Source organism: Streptomyces sp. NBC_01294, from assembly GCF_035917235.1.
GTDB classification, from domain to species: Bacteria; Actinomycetota; Actinomycetes; order Streptomycetales; family Streptomycetaceae; genus Streptomyces; species Streptomyces caledonius.
Genome location: NZ_CP108423.1, coordinates 2,163,677 through 2,182,272, shown reverse-complemented (window position 1 = coordinate 2,182,272; position 18,596 = coordinate 2,163,677). Strand labels below are relative to the sequence as shown.

General features: G+C 74.7%; 14 protein-coding genes. 8 read left to right on the top strand and 6 right to left on the bottom strand.

Going from position 1 to position 18,596, the window contains the following annotated elements; all coding sequences use genetic code 11:
- The first annotated feature begins 195 nt into the window (after positions 1-195).
- Positions 196-912: a response regulator transcription factor gene (locus tag OG534_RS09600; RefSeq protein WP_326587671.1), complete on the top strand. Its 717-nt coding sequence runs from the start codon at positions 196-198 to the stop codon at positions 910-912.
- 12 nt (positions 913-924) lie between these two features.
- Positions 925-2,334 (top strand): sensor histidine kinase, encoded by a 1,410-nt coding sequence (locus OG534_RS09595; protein ID WP_326587670.1) that lies wholly within the window; start codon positions 925-927, stop codon positions 2,332-2,334.
- A gap of 20 nt (positions 2,335-2,354) precedes the next feature.
- Here OG534_RS09595 and OG534_RS09590 read toward each other — a convergent pair whose 3' ends face one another.
- The gene (locus tag OG534_RS09590) at positions 2,355-4,523 is read right to left on the bottom strand and encodes an endo-beta-N-acetylglucosaminidase (RefSeq protein ID WP_326587669.1); all 2,169 of its coding nucleotides are present in this window, start codon (positions 4,521-4,523) and stop codon (positions 2,355-2,357) included.
- 80 nt (positions 4,524-4,603) lie between these two features.
- Positions 4,604-5,914, bottom strand: coding sequence for a glycoside hydrolase 5 family protein (locus tag OG534_RS09585; RefSeq protein ID WP_326587668.1), 1,311 nt, complete (start codon positions 5,912-5,914; stop codon positions 4,604-4,606).
- A 191-nt stretch (positions 5,915-6,105) separates the two neighbouring features.
- Here OG534_RS09585 and OG534_RS09580 point away from each other — a divergent pair, with 191 nt between their 5' ends.
- Genes OG534_RS09580 through OG534_RS09570 form a run of 3 tightly spaced genes read left to right on the top strand, consistent with a single transcriptional unit; the run spans position 6,106 to position 12,797 of the window.
- The gene (locus tag OG534_RS09580; protein ID WP_326587667.1) at positions 6,106-10,524 is read left to right on the top strand and encodes an NEW3 domain-containing protein; all 4,419 of its coding nucleotides are present in this window, start codon (positions 6,106-6,108) and stop codon (positions 10,522-10,524) included.
- Between the two features lie 8 nt (positions 10,525-10,532).
- The gene (locus tag OG534_RS09575) at positions 10,533-11,756 is read left to right on the top strand and encodes a LacI family DNA-binding transcriptional regulator (RefSeq protein WP_326587666.1); all 1,224 of its coding nucleotides are present in this window, start codon (positions 10,533-10,535) and stop codon (positions 11,754-11,756) included.
- A 21-nt stretch (positions 11,757-11,777) separates the two neighbouring features.
- A complete protein-coding gene (locus OG534_RS09570; protein WP_442807052.1) occupies positions 11,778-12,797 on the top strand; it encodes an ROK family protein in 1,020 nt (339 codons plus the stop codon).
- A gap of 26 nt (positions 12,798-12,823) precedes the next feature.
- Here the strand turns inward: OG534_RS09570 and OG534_RS09565 are convergent, their stop codons facing one another.
- A complete protein-coding gene (locus OG534_RS09565) occupies positions 12,824-13,819 on the bottom strand; it encodes a TAXI family TRAP transporter solute-binding subunit (RefSeq protein WP_326587665.1) in 996 nt (331 codons plus the stop codon).
- A 32-nt stretch (positions 13,820-13,851) separates the two neighbouring features.
- Positions 13,852-14,232, bottom strand: coding sequence for a LysR substrate-binding domain-containing protein (locus tag OG534_RS09560; protein ID WP_326587664.1), 381 nt, complete (start codon positions 14,230-14,232; stop codon positions 13,852-13,854).
- A gap of 99 nt (positions 14,233-14,331) precedes the next feature.
- Here OG534_RS09560 and miaB point away from each other — a divergent pair, with 99 nt between their 5' ends.
- Complete coding sequence (gene miaB / locus OG534_RS09555; RefSeq protein ID WP_326587663.1) at positions 14,332-15,852, top strand: tRNA (N6-isopentenyl adenosine(37)-C2)-methylthiotransferase MiaB; 1,521 nt, start codon at positions 14,332-14,334, stop codon at positions 15,850-15,852.
- Between the two features lie 236 nt (positions 15,853-16,088).
- Positions 16,089-16,796, top strand: a complete 708-nt coding sequence (locus tag OG534_RS09550; RefSeq protein WP_326587662.1) for a hypothetical protein — start codon at positions 16,089-16,091, stop codon at positions 16,794-16,796.
- 78 nt (positions 16,797-16,874) lie between these two features.
- Here OG534_RS09550 and OG534_RS09545 read toward each other — a convergent pair whose 3' ends face one another.
- Entirely contained in the window at positions 16,875-17,120 is a 246-nt protein-coding gene (locus OG534_RS09545; RefSeq protein WP_326587661.1) for an antitoxin, read from the bottom strand.
- Positions 17,121-17,143: 23 nt separating this feature from the next.
- Positions 17,144-17,365, bottom strand: a complete 222-nt coding sequence (locus OG534_RS09540) for a gliding motility protein (protein WP_326587660.1) — start codon at positions 17,363-17,365, stop codon at positions 17,144-17,146.
- A gap of 186 nt (positions 17,366-17,551) precedes the next feature.
- Here OG534_RS09540 and miaA point away from each other — a divergent pair, with 186 nt between their 5' ends.
- A complete protein-coding gene (gene miaA / locus OG534_RS09535; RefSeq protein ID WP_326587659.1) occupies positions 17,552-18,490 on the top strand; it encodes a tRNA (adenosine(37)-N6)-dimethylallyltransferase MiaA in 939 nt (312 codons plus the stop codon).
- Positions 18,491-18,596: the final 106 nt, after the last annotated feature.

Genomic DNA, 18,596 nt, shown 5'->3' with positions numbered 1-18,596 from the left:
TGCGCGGCGTCGGCGTGGACGACTATGGACGCGTACCGGGTGCATAACGGAAGGCGCGCCGGAGCGGAACCCTCTTGACGTGGGACTCCGCATCGGCGTGGATGCATGGTGGCCCCGAGTGTGACCGCGCGCGGGGAAACCCGGGAGCGGGACGAAGCGAGAAACCGAGAATCGAGAAGAGGAGAGGGGGACGACATGAGACTGCTGCTCGTCGAGGACGACGATCACGTCGCCGCCGCCCTGTCCGCGATCCTCGCCCGGCACGGCTTCCAGGTCACCCACGCCCGCAGCGGCGAGGAGGCCCTGCAGGCGCTGCTGCCCGCCGGCGCACCGGCCGGAGCCACTCCCTACGGGGTGATCCTGCTCGACCTCGGCCTGCCCGACCAGGACGGCTACGAGGTGTGCGGCAAGATCCGCAAGCGCACCGCCACCCCCGTCATCATGGTGACCGCGCGGGCCGACGTGCGCTCCCGCATCCACGGCCTGAACATGGGCGCCGACGACTACGTCACCAAGCCCTACGACACCGGCGAACTCCTGGCCCGCATCCACGCCGTCGCCCGGCGCACCGGCGCCTCCGAAGAGGCCGCCGCCACCGGCACCGGTACGCCCGCCACGGTCCACCTCGGCCCCGTCAGCATCGAGCTGCCCAACCGCCGGGTCAGCGTGGACGGCACCGACGTACCGCTCACCCGCAAGGAATTCGACCTGCTGGCCCTGCTCGCGCAGCGCCCCGGCGTCGTCTTCCGCCGCGAGCAGATCATCAGCGAGGTGTGGCGCACCAGCTGGGAGGGGACCGGGCGCACCCTGGAGGTCCACGTCGCCTCGCTGCGCTCCAAGCTGCGCATGCCCGCCCTCATCGAGACCGTCCGAGGGGTGGGCTACCGGCTCGTCACCCCGGCCGCCCCCTAGGGGTCCTCTGCCGTGCGCGCCCGGTTGCTCCCGCTGCTCGTCATCCTGATGGCGGGCACGCTGCTCGCACTCGGCTTCCCGCTCGCGGTGAGCCTGGCCGCCGGACAGCAGCAGCGGGTGGTCGTGGACCGCATCGACGACAGCGCCCGCTTCGCGGCCCTCGCCCAGTTCGTCGTCGACGCCGGCTCCGGATCCACCGACGCCGACGAGCGCCGCATGACCCTCCAGCTCGAACTGGCCCGCTACCAGGAGCTGTACGGCATCCGCGTCGGCGTCTTCTTCCGTGACGACAGCAACCTGGCCCGGTCCCCGGGCGGGTGGCAGATCCCGAAGTCCAAGGAGGGCCGACAGGCCTTCCTGGAGGCGCTGGCCGGTCGGCGCAGCCACGATCCGCCCCAGGTATGGCCCTGGCAGACCGACGGCAGGCTCCTCGTCATCTCCCCGGTCGTCCTCGACGGCGACGTGGTCGCGGTCGTCGCCACCGACTCGCCGACCGACCTCATGCGCGGCCGGATCCTGCAGGGCTGGCTGCTCATCGCGGGCGGGCTCGCCGCCGCCATGCTGGTCGCCTTCGGCGCCGCCCTCAGGCTCACCAGCTGGGTGCTCAAGCCCGTGCAGACCCTGGACGCGGCCGCTCACGGCATCGCCACCGGACGGATGAACTCGCGCGTCGCGACCGCCGGCGGCCCGCCGGAACTCCAACGCCTGGCCCGCTCGTTCAACGAGATGGCCGACAACGTCGAAGAGGTACTGGAGCAGCAGCGCGCCTTCGTCGCCGACGCCTCGCACCAGCTGCGCAACCCGCTCGCGGCGCTGCTCCTGCGGATCGAGCTGCTCGCCCTCGAACTGCCCGAGGGGAACGAGGAGATCGCCTCCGTGCGCACCGAGGGCAAGCGGCTGACGCAGGTCCTGGACGACCTGCTGGACCTGGCGCTGGCCGAGCACGCCTCCGCCGAGATCAGCCTCACCGACATCGGGGCGCTGGCGGCCGAGCGGGTCGCCGCGTGGCGCCCGTACGCCGAGGAGAAGGGCGTACGGCTCACCGAGACGGGCCGGACCGCCCTCACCGGCTGGGCCGACCCCATCGCGCTGTCCAGCGCGCTCGACGCCGTCATCGACAACGCCCTCAAGTTCACCCCCGCGGGCGAGGAGGTCGAGGTGTCGGTCGCCGCAGAGGGGCGCTCCGTCCGCGTGGTCGTCGCCGACCGCGGCCCCGGCCTCACCGAGGACGAGCTGCTCCGCGTCGGCGACCGGTTCTGGCGCAGCGGCCGGCACCAGAACGTCAAGGGCTCCGGACTCGGCCTGTCGATCTCCCGCGCCCTGCTCGCAGCGGGCGGCGGGTCGCTCGCGTACGAGACGAACCCGCCGCACGGGCTGCGGGTGACGGTGGCCGTTCCGCGCACCGACCCCCACGGAGCCTGAGCCCGGCCCCTCGGGGGCTGCTACCAGGCGAGGGTGGTGCGGGCCGGGGCCGAGACCGCGTACAGCTCGTCGACGGCCCGGACCTCGAAGGCGGCCGCGCGCTCCCGGCCGGCCCGCGGGACGTCCGGGAGGTGCAGGGCCGTGCCGCAGGTGCCGCCGAGGAAGCGGCGGGTGCCGTCGGGGAGGATCCGGGACACCTCGTAGTGGCGGATCTGCCCGCCCGCAGCGGCCGCCCGGCGCCAGGACAGGCGCAGCCGCGCCCGGCCGTCCTGCCGGGCCGCGGCGTCCACGCGCAGGGCGGTGGGCGGGGCCGGGCGCCGGGTGCGGGGCTCGTCGCGTACCGACAGGGCCCCGAGCCGCCACGCCACCGGCTCCGTCCCGAGCGCGGTGATCCGTACGGCCAGGGCGTACGCGGTGCTGCCCGCCAGGTGCGCGAGGCCGGCCCGTGTCGTGCGCCAGCCCTGCCCGGAGTCCCGGCTCCCGGCCGCCAGCCAGATGTACGGGACCGGCTCGCCGGGGGCGGTGGGCTCGCGGGTGGCCACGCCGATCTCCACCGTGACCGGCCCCGACCCGGTGGCGTGCACCAGCTCCACGACGGTCGCGCGGCTCAGCGGCAGCCGCGTGGAGTGCAGCCCGATGGTCGCGGGAGCGGTCAGGGCGCCCGCGACCAGCAGGCTGGAGCCGCCGCGCCAGGCGTCGTCGAAGTCCAGGCTGACGCCGGGTCGCACCCCGGCGGTGTCCACCGCCCAGCGGCGGCCCGGGAGCCGGTCCTGGAGCCCGAGGTGGTTCCAGGGCACGTCGGAGACGACCTTGCCGTGGTCGTACCAGCGCAGCCCGTGCCCGGTGTTGAAGGAGCAGGCGAACGGGAGCCCGGCGACGGTGGACCGGTCGGCGACGACCGTGGCGGGGGCCCGCCAGCCGGACTCGGGCGCGGGCCGGGCGGGGTCCAGGGACTCGCCCGTCCAGAAGCGGTCGTCGGCGCGGTGGAAGGCGCCGGGCGAGCGGTCGGTGAGGTGGTTGCGGGTCCACTCGGGCCGGTAGAAGCCGTAGCCGACGACGTGGTCGCGCTCGCGCGGGATGATCGCGTCCCAGCGGACGGCGGAGTTCCAGCCGTGGGCCTCCGTGTCCACGGCCGCCCACAGCTCGTACCGGGAGCGGCCCAGCCGGTCGGCGAGCGCGCCCGAGGCGGCCAGGGTCCGCGGGGTCCAGCGGAAGTCCACGAACATCGTGTCCGCGACCTTCCCGGCCCGGTCCTCGAAGAACTCCTGGTTGAGCTGGTTGAGGGCGCCCTGCCAGCCCACCCGGCCGGTGGTGTTCATGGCGTCGTACCAGGTGATGCGCAGACCGTGCGGTTCGCCCGCCGCCCGCAGGGCGCGCAGGAACTCCCGCATCCGGCCGGCGAGCGCGCTGTCCCCGCCGTCCGTCTCGGCGTTCACGAACCAGCCGTCGAAGCCGTACGCCCGCGCCACCCGGACGAGCTGGTCCGCGATCGGGAAGCGGCCGAGGGCGTCGCGCCGCACCAAGTCGCGGGTCCACTGGAGGTCGCCGCCGTAGGGGACGGGCGGCAGGAACACGTTGCCCAATACCCGGACCCCGTTGCGGTGGGCGGCGTCGACCACGGGGGCGTTCGGGGCGAGCACGATCCCCTCGCCGGCGGAGCCGCCCCAGAAGACCAGCTCGTCGATGTACGCCCAGTGGGAGAGCGCGTAGTAGTCGGCCGTCGGAGAGCCCTGGGAGGGGTTCCCGGCGGTGGGCCCGAAGGAGACGAGGGCGGCGATCCGGGCCTGGCCGGCGCGGGCGTGGCGGTTCGCCGGGACCGGGGTGAACCGCTGCGCCAGGGGCACGGTCGCGGTGTTGTGGGCCAGATCGGGGTCGCTCTCCGGGGTCCACCGTCTGAGCGAGCGCCACACGATCCCGGGGCCGGGGGTCCCCGCCGGGAGGGAGTCCGGGAACCAGTAGGAGGCGTACGGGGCCAGGTCGGCCGGGGTCGGCGGGGTCGGCGGGGTGGGTGCGACGGTCGCGGTGGTGCGCGCGGGTGCGGCGGCGGTGGCGGCGGTGGCGGGCGGGGCCAGGCCGGGCGCGCCCAGCAGCGCGGCGGCCCCGGCCCCGGCGGCCAGCAGCGCGCGCCGGGTCGGCCGTACAGGGGCGGGCGGCGTACGAGGATCGACGCCGTGGTCGGTCTCGGACATGCGGGGCTCCTCACGAGGGGATCGGTCGGGTCACGCTCGGTCGGTCGCGCTCGGGTCGTGCTCGGTCGGTCCGCGCTCGGTCAGGTCGGGCTCGGTCGGGTCACGTTCGGTCGGGTCACGTCGTGCACGCGCAGCACCTCGGTGATGCCGCGCGCGGACAGGTGGGCCGGGTCCTCGGCGCGCTCCGCCAGGACCACCGCGGGCCGCACCCCCTGGGCCGTCAGCGCTGCCCAGGCTTCGAAGAAGGCGCCGCCCGGGGCACACGCGGAGCGGCCCGGGGCCCCCTGCGCCCCGCCGACGTCCAGTCCGTCCAGCCCGCCCACGCCGTCCACGACGAGCGCGGTGGAGCGCGGTGCGGGGCGGTGCGCGCGGCCCCGCCACTCCTCGATGATCCGGGCGATGGCGGCGCCGGCCGGCTTGGTCCGGCGGTCGTTGGTGAGCAGGCCGAGGCCGTACTCCAGTTCCGGGAAGTCCGCGAGCTCCCGGGACACGTCGTGCGAGCACCACCAGGTCACGCCCCACAAGTCCGGGCAGTCCAGGGCGTTCGCGACGGTGGCCTCGGTGAACCGCGCCGCGTGTTCCGGCCGGATCAGCGGCGCCGGGGCGCCGACCTCCTGGAGCCACACCGGACGGTGCGGATCGTCGGCCCAGGCCTTGGACAGCTCGATCAGGTACGCCGCATGGTGCTCGGTCGCCGTCCCGCTCGGGCCGTGGCGCTGCGCGGTGCCGTTGAACACCCAGGAGTGCACGGCCGTGGCCGCGCCCAGCCGGGCCGCCTGGGCCGGGGTGAAGGGGTGCCCGTCCCGGTACCAGGCGGCGTCGTACTCGGCGTGGAGGTGGAACCGCCCGGGCGCGCCCTTCTCGCAGGCGGCGAGCATCCGCTCCAGCCAGCGGGCGGCCTGGGCCGGGGTGATCCGGTCGGGGTCGGGGTGCGGGGCGTCGGAGAACTGGTTGATCTCGTTGCCGACGGTCATGCCCAGGAAGTTCGGCCGGTCGGCGAGGGCCGCGGCCAGCGTGCGCAGGTACTCCTCCTGCCCCGCGACGACGTCCGGGTCGGTGAAGATGTTGCGCCGGTGCCAGGTCCCGGTCCAGGCGGGCAGGAAGTCGAAGCTCGACAAGTGCCCCTGCAGCCCGTCCACGTTGACGTCGAGTCCGCGCTCGGCGGCCGCGTCGGCGAGCGCGACGAGCTGTTCGACGGCGCGCGGGCGGATCAGCGTCCGGTTCGGCTGGAAGACCGGCCACAGCGGGAAGACGCGGACGTGGTCCAGCCCGAGCGCGGCGATCGAGTCGAGGTCGGCCCTGACCTCGTCGAGGTCGAAGTCCAGCCAGTGGTGGAACCAGCCGCGGGACGGCGTGTAGTTGGCGCCGAAGCGGAGCGCGTGATCGTGCACAAGGCGTCCTGGAGTTCTGGGGGAATTCACCGGGTGGGGCACAACCTGCCGGTGCGGATGAGGAAAGTCAACAGGGCCTCAAGTCCGCCTACTTATGCGCTTCAGTCCAGTTGACACAAGGGTTCCGCTCGTCGGAACCTGGGGAAACTAATGCGCTTTAGTTGTGGCTGGTCACAGGGAAGTGTGTGGAAATGGGCAGCGGTATTTCGGTCACGGCGGTCACCACTCCGGCCCTGTTCACGGGGCCGCCGGAAACACCCGCGCAGGTCGTCCGCGTACGGATCAGGAGGGAGCGTCCGGCGGGCCCGCTGTACGTCACCGTGGACGGCGCGGGGGTCAGTACCCCGCACCCCCGCATCGTGCGCGCGGACACCGCCGAGGACCACGAAGCGCACGAAGCGCACGAAGGACACGAGTCGCAGGGGGTGGTGCAGGGGGCCGCGGGAGCCGGGAGTGCCCTGGAGTCCACGGTCGAGGTGGCCGTCCGCACCGGGGCCGCCGCGCCCGGGGAGCTGCTGGCCGCCACCGCCCGGGTCACCACCCCCGACGGCCGGCCGCTCGCCGAGCTGCCGTTCGGGCTGACCGTCGCCGAGCCCGGATGGACCGTCCGGCTCGTCCCGCACTTCCACTACGACCCGATGTGGTGGAACACCCAGGCCGCCTACACCGCCCTGTGGGACGCCCCGCGGAAGCCCGGCGAGGCGGAGAAGGGCTGGGAGTACCAGGGCGTCCCCGCCTTCACCCTGATCCCGCTCCACCTCCAACAGGCGCGCGAGGACCCGGCGTACCGCTTCGTGCTCTCCGAGGTCGACTACCTGAAGCCGTACTGGGACACCCACCCCGCCGACCGGGCCGAGCTGCGCGCGCTGATCGCCGACGGCCGCGTCGAGATCGTCGGCGGCACCTACAACGAGCCGTCCACCAACCTCACCTGCGCCGAGACCACCGTCCGCAGCGCCGTCCACGGCCTCGCCCTGCACCGCGGCACCCTCGGCGCCGATCCGCGCACCGCCTGGCAGCTCGACGTCTTCGGCCACGACCCGTCCTTTCCCGCCCTGATGGCCGGCTGCGGACTCGACTCCGCCGTCCTCGCCCGCGGCCCGCACCACCAGTGGGGCCCGATGGCGGACACCTGGGGCGGCCCCCTGCGGGCGCCCGCCGCCATGCAGCTGCCCGCCGAGTACGAGTGGATCGCGCCCGGCGACAGCGGCGGGCAGGGCTTGCTGCTGCACTACCTGCCCGCGCACTACTCGGCCGGCTGGTTCTCCCACCGGGCGCCCGACGCGGAGGCCGCAGCCGAGCAGCTCCTGGAGCTCTACGAACTGCTGCGGACCGCCGCCGCGACGAAGAACGTCCTGATCCCGATGGGCACCGACTTCTCCTGGCCCCACCGCTGGGGCCTGGACGTGCAGCACACCTGGAACCGCCGCTACTGCTGGCCGCGCATGGAGCACTCCGGCCCGCGCGCCCACTTCGACGCCGTCCGGGCGGAGTTCGCGGCGCGCGGGGAGCGGCCGCTGCCGGTCACCCGGGAGATGGGCCCCGTCTACACCGGCAAGGACGTCACCTACAGCGATGTGAAACAGGCCCACCGGGCCGCCGAGAACCTCCTCGAACAAGCCGAGACCTTCGCCGCGCTGGCCTGCGCCGAAGGCCTGCTGGACTATCCGGCGCAGACCCTGGGCAAGGCCTGGCGGCACCTGCTGCACGCCGCCCACCACGACGCCGTCACCGGAACCTTCTCCGACCAGGTGTACCTGGACCTGCTCCCGACCTGGCGGGAGGCGCACGAACTGGCCGCCGCCGTACGGCAGGAGGCGCTGGCCGCGCTGACGGACGCGGCCGATACCCGCGGGCAGGCCCCGCCGGCCGACGCGGCCGGCACCCGGGAACCGGCCCCGCTGGCGGCGACCGTGCACAACCCGGTGTCCTGGACGCGGACCGACCTGGTCCGCACGTCCGTCGACCTGGCGGCGCTGGGGCTGACGGCCGCGCAGGCACACCGGATCAGCGTCCGCGACGCCGTGGGCCGGCGCGCGCCCGTCCACGTCGAGGCGGCGGCCGACGGCGTGGCCGAGGTGGTGTTCCTGGCAGAGGAGGTGCCCTCGCTCGGGTACCGGACCTGGTGGCTGGAGGCCTCCGAGCTGCCGCTCTCGGGTGGCTGGGAGCCGGCGGACGGCCTGGTCGTGGAGAACGAGGCCTTCCGCGCCGAGGCGGACCCGGAGCGCGGGGGCGGCCTGGCCCGGCTGCTGGACCGGCGCACCGGGCAGCAACTCATGAGCGCGGGGGAGGTGGACGAGCTGGTCGTGCAGGACGAGTACGACCGGCACCCGGTCTTCGGAGAGGGCCCGTGGCACCTGCTGCCCAAGGGCCCCGGCACCGGCTCGGGCTCCGCACCCGCCACGTCCTGCCGCGTGGAGCGGGGGCCGCTCGGGGCGCGGATCGTCGCCACCGGGCGCACCGGTCCGGTCCGCTGGACGCGGACCACCACCCTGTGGGACGGCCTGGACCGGGTGGAACTGACCACCCGTGTCGATGAGTTCAACGGCTCCGACCACCTGCTGCGGCTGCGGATCCCGGCCGACGTGCCGGGCGCGGTCCCGGTCGCGGAGACGGCCGCCGCGGCGGTGGGGCGCGGCTTCGCCTTCCCCGAGGCGGACGCGGGCGCCGACCACACCAGGGCCCCGTGGACCCTGGACAGCCCCTGTCTGAACTGGTTCGCGCTGTCGGCGCCGCTGGCCGGGCCGGACCGGGCGCTGGGAGCGGCGGAGATCGTGCTGCCGGACACGGGAACCCCGGACGGCCTGCGGGAGTTGGTCGTGGCGCTCGGCCGGTACGGGGTCACCGCCACCCCCACCCGGCCCGCCGGACCCCGCTGGGGCGACCTCGCGGTGGACAGCAGCCTCCCGGACTTCCGGATCGCCCTCGGCGGCCCCGAGGCCAATGCCTTCACGGCGGCGGTGCTGGCGGCGGCCGACCCCGCCCACACCCAGGCCGTACGAGAGCACGCGCGGGCGTGGGTCCCGGCGCGGGCCCCGCTGCGCGCCCTGTGGAGCCCGGGCTGCGACCTCACCGGAGTCCTGGACCTGCCGGTCCTGGTGTACACCGGGCCGACGGCGGAACTGGCCCGGGCCGTCGCCGCTTCGGGCCGCCTGGAAGCCGCGGGGGCGCCGGCCGGGGAGGCCGCGCACGACGTCCCGTACGAGGCGGCGCATGAGGTCCCGCACGAGGCGGCGTACGAAGTCCCGTACGAGGTCCCCTGTGCGGGCGGCTGCGACGTCGGGCGCGCGGTTCCCTGCGGCGTCCCGCATGAGGTTCCCTACGCGCGCCGGACCGTCGGGATCCTGGTCCGGGGCACGCCCGGCTTCGCCGTGGACACGGCGGGCCGGCTGCACAGCACCCTGATGCGCTCCTGCACCGGGCGCCCCGCAGGGGAGTGGATGGACCCTCCCCGGCGCACCGCCCCCGACGGCAGCTCGTTCCAGCTCCAGCACTGGACGCACGTCTTCGAGCACGCGCTGGTGGCGGGGGACGGGGACTGGCGGGAGGCGGACCTGGCGCGCCGGGGACGGGAGTTCAACAAGCCCCTCACCGCCGTCACCGCCGCACCGACGGCCGGCCCGCAACCGCCGGCCCGTTCCCTCCTGGGCGTGGAACCGGCCGACCGGGTCCTGATCGAGACCGTGAAACGGGGCGAGGAGGGCGGCCTGGCGGTCCGGCTGCGCGAGACGCACGGCCGCCCGGCGGCGCCCGAGGTGCACTGGCCCACGCAGCCGGCCGCCGAGGCGGACCTCCTGGACCGCCCGCGCGGGCCCTTCGGGGCGGGCCTCGGCGGCGCGGCCACCACCACCCTGCTGCTGCGGACGCCGTCGGGCATGCCGCTGCGCCACGGCGAACGGGAGCCGCACCAGCCCGTGTTCAGCCGCTACTGGCTGCACAACACGGGGACGGCCCCGCTGGGGGACGCGCCGTACACGGTCACCTGTGACGGAGCACCGTCCGCCGCGACGGTGACGCTCGCCTCCCACGCCGGTGCGGGCGGCCCCGTCGCGCTGGAGGTCCGAGCCCCCGACGGCTGGCACACCTCCTGGACCCGGCGCGTGGTGGACCTGGCGCCCGGCGGGCACGGGCGGATCCCGCTGAGCGTGGCGCCCGCAGGAGGAGCCGCGCCCGGTGAACACCTGGTCCGGATCCTCGCGGCCACCCCGGCGGGGGAGTTCGAGGACGTGCTGACCGTGACCGTTCCCGGCGGCCCCGTCCCCGCCGGGCTGTGGGTGGAGGCCCCCGAGCCGGTGGTGACCCTCGCGCCGGGCGCGCGGGGCCTCGTCCGGGCCCGGATCGGCAGCACCGGCGTGCGCAGTGCGCTGACGGGGGTGGCCCTCGCCGTCTCCCCGTACGGCACCTGGCCGTTGACGGCTCCCGCCGCCCTGCCCCTGCACGTGCCGGCGGAGGGAGCGGCCGGGGTGGAGTTCGCGCTGCGGCCGCCGATCCACACCCCTCCCGGGGAGTACTGGATGGCGGTCAAGGCGGTCTGCCAGGGCAGGATCGCGTACGGTCCGGCCATTGCCCTCCGTATTTCGCCACGTATGACGCACTCGAAGGATGAATGAGGCAGGCCATGGCCCGCAGACCCACGATCAAGGACATCGCCCGGCAGGCCGGGGTGTCGGAGAGCGCCGTGTCCTTCGCGCTCAACGACCGGCCGGGCGTCTCGCAGGACACCCGGGCCCGGATCCGCCGCGTCGCCGAGGAACTCGGCTGGCAGCCCAACAGCGCCGCCCGCGCCCTGTCCGGGGAACGCTCCGGAGCCGTCGGGCTGGTCCTCGCCCGGCCCGCGCACACGCTCGGCGTCGAGTCCTTCTTCCTGCAGCTCGTCTCCGGCATCCAGGAGGTCCTCTCCGCCGCCCGGACCGCCCTGCTGTTCCAGGTCGTCGAGGACATCGACGCCGAATGTGCGGTCTACCGCCGCTGGTGGGCCGAACGGAGGGTCGACGGCGTCCTCGTCGTCGACCCGCGCGTACGGGACCCGCGCCCGGCGCTCCTCGAGGAGCTGGCCCTGCCCGCGGTCACCATCGGCGAGGCCGCACCGCCCGCCGGCCCCTTCCCGGCCCTGGGCTCGTCCGGCTCCCCGCTCGCGGCGGTTCCGGCGGTCTCGCCGTCGTCGTCGGGCTCCCCGGCCTCCCCGCTCGCGGCGGCCCCGGAGGTCTCGCAGTCCTCGCCGCTCTCTCAGTCCTCGCCGTCCTCGCCGTCCTCGCCGTCCTCGTCGGTCTCCTCGGTCTCCTCGGTCTCCTCGGTCCGGGCCGACGACGCCGGGGCCATGGCCCAGGTCCTGGACCACCTCCACGGGCTGGGCCACCGCCGGATCGTCCACATCGCCGGGCTCCCCGGCCTCGCCCACACGGTCCGCCGGATGGACTCCCTGCGGACCGAGGCCGCGCGGCGCGGGCTCGGCCCCGACCAGGTGCGCTCGGTGGTCACCGACTACTCCGACGCCGAGGGCGCGGCGGCCACCCGCCGGGTCCTCGCCGAGCCGCGGCCGCCGACCGCGCTCGTCTACGACAACGACGTGATGGCCGTCGCGGGGAGCGCGGTCGCCGCCGAGCTGGGCATCCCCGTGCCGGGCCGGCTGTCGATCGTGGCCTGGGACGACTCCGCGCTCTGCCGGGTCACCCACCCCCGGCTCACCGCCCTCGTGCGCGACACCGCCAGCTTCGGCCGGCTCGCCGCCGAGGAACTCCTCGCCGTCCTCGCGGGCAGCCCGCCCGGGATCCGGATCAGCGAGCAGCCGCGACTGGAGCCTCGCGAGAGCACGGCGCCGCCCCCGGCGCATACTGAATCCTGAACCCTTCCTGGAGCCGCCACCGTGATCACTCCCACCGCCCCGTTCCCCGCACCGCGGGCCTCCGCCCAGGCCGCCGGCCTGACGGTGGCGATCGACATCGGCGGCACGAAGATCGCCGGTGCGCTGGTGCACCCCGACGGCACGATGGCGGCCACGACCCGCCGCGCGACCCCGCGCGGAGCGGACGCCGACGGTGTCATGGCCGCGGTCGCCGCGGTCGTCGCCGACCTGTCGGAGTCCCCGCTGTGGGCCTCGGCGGTCCGCTGCGGGATCGGCAGCGCAGGTCCGGTGGACGCCTCCCGGGGCACGGTCAGCCCGGTCAACATCGGGGCGTGGCGGGATTTCCCGGTCCAGGAGCGGATCTCGGCGGAGCTCGCGGAGCGCGGGGCCGACCTGCCGACCGTACTGGCCGGTGACGGCGTGGCGATGACCGCCGCCGAGCACTGGCTGGGCGCGGCCCGGGGCCACGCGAACGCGCTGTGCATGGTGGTCTCCACCGGCGTCGGCGGCGGCCTGATCCTGAACAACCAGCTCCACCCCGGCCCCACCGGCAACGCCGGACACATCGGTCACATCAGCGTGGCCTTCGACGGCGAACCGTGCGTCTGCGGCGGCCGCGGCTGCGTCGAGTCGATCGCCTCCGGCACGGCGATCGCCCACTGGGCCCGGGCCCAGGGCTGGACCCCGGCGGACCGCCCGGGCAGCGCGGGCGACGCCACGGCGGCGGGCGTGGCCGCGGCCGCCGAGGCCGGCGACCCGATCGCCTTGGCCGCCTTCGACCGCGCGGGGCGCGCCCTGGCCGCCGCCATCGCGGCGACCGCGACCCTCGTCGAAACGGACATCGCCGTCATCGGAGGCGGGGTCGCCGCCGCCGGCGACACCCTCTTCACTCCGATCCGCAGCCACCTCGCGGCCTACGCCACGCTCTCCTTCGTGCAGGAGCTCCAGGTGGTACCGGCGACCCTGGGCACCCACGCGGGCCTGATCGGCGCGGCCGCCGCGGCGACGATGCTGCTGCCGTCGCCCTCGTCCTCCTCGTGAACGTCAGGGCTCGTTCCTCGTGAACGTCAGGGCTTGACCGACCGGTAGTACCGGGCCGCGCCCTCGTGCAGGTCCAGCGGAGCGGTGTAGATCGCCGTCCGCAGGTCCACCAGCTGCGCCGCGTGCACCGCGCGCCCGACGCGGTCGCGGCTGAGGATCACCGTCCGCGTCAGCTGCTCCGTGAGCTCGGGGTCCGCGTCCGCCCGCGTCACCAGCAGGTTCGGCACGGCCAGGGTCGCCACCGAGCCGGTGTTGCGCGCCATCCTGTACGCGTCCTGCGGCATCACCGCGGTCCGGTAGAAGCGCGCCGGGCTCCCGCTCCCCTGCAACGGCTCCACCAGGTCGCCGAGCTGCACGAGCCGGATCTCGAACCGCTCCGACAGCTCGCGCACCGCGTTCGTCGGCAGGCCACCGGACCAGAAGAACGCGTCGATCCGGCCGGCCTCCAGCTCGGCCGGCATGGTGTCGATGCCGATGGACACCGGGGTCACGTCCAGCACCGGGTCCAGCCCGGCCGCCATGAGCAGCCGCTCCGCGATGAGCCGCACCCCGGAGCCCGGCTGGCCTATCGCGACCCGCTTGCCCCGCAGGTCCCGCGCCGACTGCACCGGGGACCCGGCCGGCACCACCAGCTGCACGTAGTCGTCGTAGAGCCGTGCGACCCCGCGCAGCTGGTCCGCGCGGTGCTTGCCGTCGAGCTGGTACTTGGCGACCGCGTCGGCCGTCGCCACGGTGAAGTCCGCCTCGCCGGAGGCCACCCGCTTCAGGTTCTCCAGCGAACCCTCGCTGGGCTCCAGCCGTACGTTCACCTCGGGCATGTCCTGCCCGAGCGCCTGCTCCAGCAGCTGCCCGTACCGGTGGTAGACCCCGGTCCGCGCGCCGGTGCTGAAAGTCAGGTCGCCCTGCGGCTCCGGCTTCCCGAAGGGATTCAGCCACCAGGTCAGGACGCCGAGCAGGGCGAGTACGGCCACCAGGACCCGCAGGGCGTGGCGCCTGCTGATCCGGGGCGGTACGAGAGGCATGGCCGCGATCCTGCCACCCGTCCGCCGTCCTGTCACGGCGCGGGCCGCCCGGGGCCCTCCGCGCGCAGCCGTTCCAGCAGCCTGAGGGCGGCGGGCCCGGCCGGCCCGGCCGTGCGCCAGGCCGGCGACACCCGCCCGTTCGGCGCCGGCCCGGTGATCCGCAGCGCCCGCAGACCGCCGCCGTCCCGCCGGTCCGCTCCGGACTCGGCTCCGGACGGCACCACGGCCACGCCCAGCCCCCGCCCGGCCGACCGGACCAGCACCGCGGGCGCCGCCGCCGCGAACTCCACCCGCGGCGCGAAGCCCGCCTCCGCGCACGCCCGCTCCGGCACCCCGCTCAGTCCGGTCCCGCGCGGCAGGCTGATCAGCGCCCGCTCGCGCAGCGCCGCCGGCGGGATCCCGCCGCCCGGCAACGCCCACGACCTGCTGCTCGTCCTCTTCGGCCGCCGCCTCTCCGCGGGCCGGCCGCACGGGGGACCCGAGGGCTTCCGGGTACCGCCTACCCTTGTCGCATGACCAGCAGCGACCGGAGCCAGGCAGTGGACGAGAAGCGAAGCTACGAGGTGCGCACCTACGGGTGCCAGATGAACGTGCACGACTCGGAGCGGCTCTCCGGTCTGCTGGAGGACGCCGGCTACGTCCGGGCGCCCGAGGGCTCCGACGGCGACGCCGACGTCGTGGTCTTCAACACCTGCGCGGTCCGCGAGAACGCCGACAACAAGCTGTACGGCAACCTCGGCCGGCTGGCCCCGATGAAGACGAAGCGCCCCGGCATGCAGATCGCCGTCGGCGGCTGCCTCGCCCAGAAGGACCGCGACACGATCGTCAAGCGGGCCCCCTGGGTCGACGTCGTCTTCGGTACGCACAACATCGGCAAGCTCCCCGTGCTGCTGGAGCGCGCCCGCATCCAGGAAGAGGCGCAGGTCGAGATCGCCGAGTCGCTGGAGGCGTTCCCCTCCACGCTCCCGACCCGCCGCGAGTCCGCGTACGCCGCCTGGGTCTCGATCTCCGTCGGCTGCAACAACACCTGCACCTTCTGCATCGTCCCGGCGCTGCGCGGCAAGGAGGAGGACCGCCGCCCCGGCGACATCCTCGCCGAGGTGGAGGCCCTCGTCGGCGAGGGCGTCTCGGAGATCACCCTGCTCGGCCAGAACGTGAACGCGTACGGCTCCGACCTCGGCGACCGCGAGGCCTTCAGCAAGCTGCTGCGCGCGTGCGGCCAGATCGAGGGCCTGGAGCGGGTCCGCTTCACCTCCCCGCACCCGCGCGACTTCACGGACGACGTGATCGCGGCGATGGCCGAGACCCCGAACGTGATGCCGCAGCTGCACATGCCGCTGCAGTCCGGCTCGGACCCGATCCTCAAGGCGATGCGCCGCTCGTACCGGCAGGAGCGGTTCCTCGGCATCATCGAGAAGGTCCGCGCCGCGATCCCGCACGCCGCGATCTCCACCGACATCATCGTGGGCTTCCCCGGTGAGACGGAGGAGGACTTCCAGCAGACGATGCACGCCGTGCGCGAGGCCCGCTTCGCGAACGCCTTCACCTTCCAGTACTCCAAGCGGCCCGGTACCCCGGCTGCCGACATGGACGGGCAGATCCCCAAGGAGGTCGTGCAGGACCGCTACATGCGCCTGGTCGCCCTTCAGGAGGAGATCTCCTGGGAGGAGAACAAGAAGCAGGTCGGCCGCACCCTGGAGGTCATGGTCGCGGAGGGCGAGGGCCGCAAGGACGGCGCCACGCACCGCCTGTCGGGGCGCGCACCCGACAACCGCCTGGTCCACTTCACCAAGCCGGAGGCGGAGGTCCGCCCGGGCGACGTGGTCACCGTGGACATCACCTACGCGGCCCCGCACCACCTGCTGGCCGAGGGCCCGACGCTGACGGTGCGCCGTACGCGCGCCGGCGACGCCTGGGAGAAGCGCAACGCCGCCCCGGCCAAGCCGGCAGGCGTCCTCCTCGGCATCCCGACCCTGGGCGTCCCGGCCCCCCTGCCGGCCACCACCTCCGGCTGCGCGGCACCGCAGGGCTGATTCCGACCCAGACCCGGCCCCGAGGACGCCGGGGCCGAAATCCAGCCCGCCGGCGTTTGAGGCGCGGGGTCTGGGGCGGAGCCCCAGGAAGCCGGGCGCAGCCGGGGCCGCTTGCGCCCAGCGCCGCAGACGAAGCGGACCGGGGCCCGGGGGGCCGGAGCCTCGGCTCCGCAAGGCCGCGGGCCGGAACGGCCCACAACCCCCCGCCCCGCCCGGCGACGGCTAGGCTGCGGATCATGCTCGTAGCCGCTGCCGTCTGCCCCGCCCCGCCACTGCTCGTGCCGGAGCTCGCCGCGGGCGCCGCCGCCGAACTCGGCGCCGCCCGCACCGCCTGCTCCGACGCGCTGGCGGTGCTCGCCGCCTCCCGGCCCGACCTCCTGGTCGTCGTCGGGGCCGCCGACCAGGACCACCGCGGGCCCTACCCCCAGGGCTCCCGCGGCACCTTCCGCGGATTCGGCGTCGACGCCGGCGTACAACTCGGGGACGGCGAGGAGGGGCCGCGCCTGCTGCCCACCTCGCTCGCCGTGGGCGCCTGGCTGCTCCGGCACGCACGCTGGGGCGCCGCCCCGATCGAAGGCCTCGGGGTCGGGGAGCCGACGGACACCGCGCGCTGCCTGGACACCGGCCGGGAGCTGGGCGCGCGTTCTGCCCGGGTCGCGTTGCTCGTGATGGGTGACGGCAGCGCGCGACGGACCCTCAAGGCTCCCGGCTACCTCGACGAGCGCGCCGCCGCCTTCGACGCGGCCGCCGCCCGCGCGCTCGGCGACGCCGACGTGGACGCGCTCACCGCCCTCGACGCCGAGCTCGCGGCCGAACTGCAGGCCGCCGGCCGGGCCCCCTGGCAGGTGCTGGCCGGCGCCGCGGAGGGCGCGGACCTCCAGGGCCGCCTGCTGTACGAGGACGCTCCGTACGGCGTGGGGTACTTCGTCGCCGCCTGGTCGTAGCCGCCGCTCCTCAGGGGGAAACGGCGAAGGGGCGCGGGACCGGCAGATGCCGGTCCCGCGCCCCTTTCCCGGGTCGCGTCAGGAGGCGGCCGGCGGCGTCGGCCCGCCGGGGGTGTCCTTGTGCGCGATCTTGCCCAGGGCGTCCTTCGCCTTGCCCGTACCGCTCGTGATGTGGCCGCTGTACTTGCCCTTGGTCTTGGAGTCCACGGCCTTGGCCACCTTGTCCAGACCCTGGTTGATCTTGCCCTCGTTCTTCTGGGCGAGATCGCCGACCTTGTCCTTCGCCGGAGCGAGCTTGGCCTTCAGATTGTCCAGCAGACCCATGGGGCACCTTCCGTTGGCGGTCACTACGTGCGGGCGCCCTCGCCGGCTTCGGTGTCCGCCGCCACCTCGGCCGACTGCTGCTTCGGGATCTCCACGGCCTCCGCCGCCGGGGCCTCCGCAACAACCGTCTCGACCTCGGCCTCGGCCTCGTCGGCCGCACCAGGCTCCGCCGTCAGGGCCTCGACCGCGACCTCCTCGGTCGCGACCTCGTCCTTACGACGAAAAAACCGATCAAAAACGCCCATGTCTACTCCCGTAACGTTACTCGTGTGAGTGAAGTTCCGCCTTGGCCGAAACGGCCTCCGCCGGGCGTACGCAGGGCGCATGCCAGGCGCATGCCGGGCCGGAACCTCGCCAGGGCAACGACCCCGCCCACACCCCGTCACGTAACTCGATCGGGTACATGCCGCGGGGTTTGCGAGACTGTGCCAGTGAGGAAAGCAGCCCCCGCCCCGCGGGTCATCGCCGTCGTCGGTCCCACCGCGGCAGGAAAGTCCGACCTGGGCGTAGCCCTGGCCCGCCAATTCGACGGCGAAGTCGTCAACGCCGACTCCATGCAGCTGTACCGGGGGATGGACATCGGCACCGCCAAGCTGACGACCAAGGAGCGCGGCGGGGTCCCGCACCACCTCCTCGACATCTGGGACGTCACCGACACCGCCAACGTCGCCGAGTACCAGCGGCTGGCCCGCCTGGAGATCGACAAACTGCTCGCCGAGGGCCGCACCCCCGTCCTCGTCGGCGGATCCGGCCTGTACGTCCGCGGCGCCCTGGACGTCATGGAGTTCCCCGGCACCGACCCCGAGGTGCGCGCCCGGCTGGAGGACGAGCTCACGCTCCGCGGCTCCGGCGCCCTGCACGCCCGGCTCGCCGCCGCCGACCCGGATGCCGCCCGGGCCATCCTGCCCAGCAACGGCCGCCGCATCGTCCGCGCGCTGGAGGTGATCGAGATCACCGGCCGCCCCTTCACCGCCAACCTGCCCGGCCACGAATCCGTCTACGACACCGTGCAGATCGGTGTCGACGTCGCCCGGCCCGAGCTGGACGAGCGGATCGCCCTGCGGGTGGACCGGATGTGGGAGGCCGGGCTGGTGGACGAGGTCCGCGCGCTGGAGGCCCGCGGGCTGCGCGACGGAATCACCGCCTCCAGGGCGCTCGGCTACCAGCAGGTGCTGGCCGCGCTCGCCGGGGAGTGCACCGAGGACGATGCCCGGACGGAGACCGTCCGGGCGACCAAGCGGTTCGCCCGCCGCCAGGACTCCTGGTTCCGCCGCGACCCGCGCGTGCACTGGCTCAGCGGGGCCGCCGCCGACCGGGGGGAACTGGCCGGACTCGCGCAGTCGTTGGTCGAACGAGCGATTACAGCCTGATCACGTGATGGCATCGGGACGCCCCGTGCGCCCGTAGCGGGGCCGGGGGCGTGCCATCATCAAACTTCAGCGGGTGCGATCACCCGCGATGCATGGCGGCGTACTG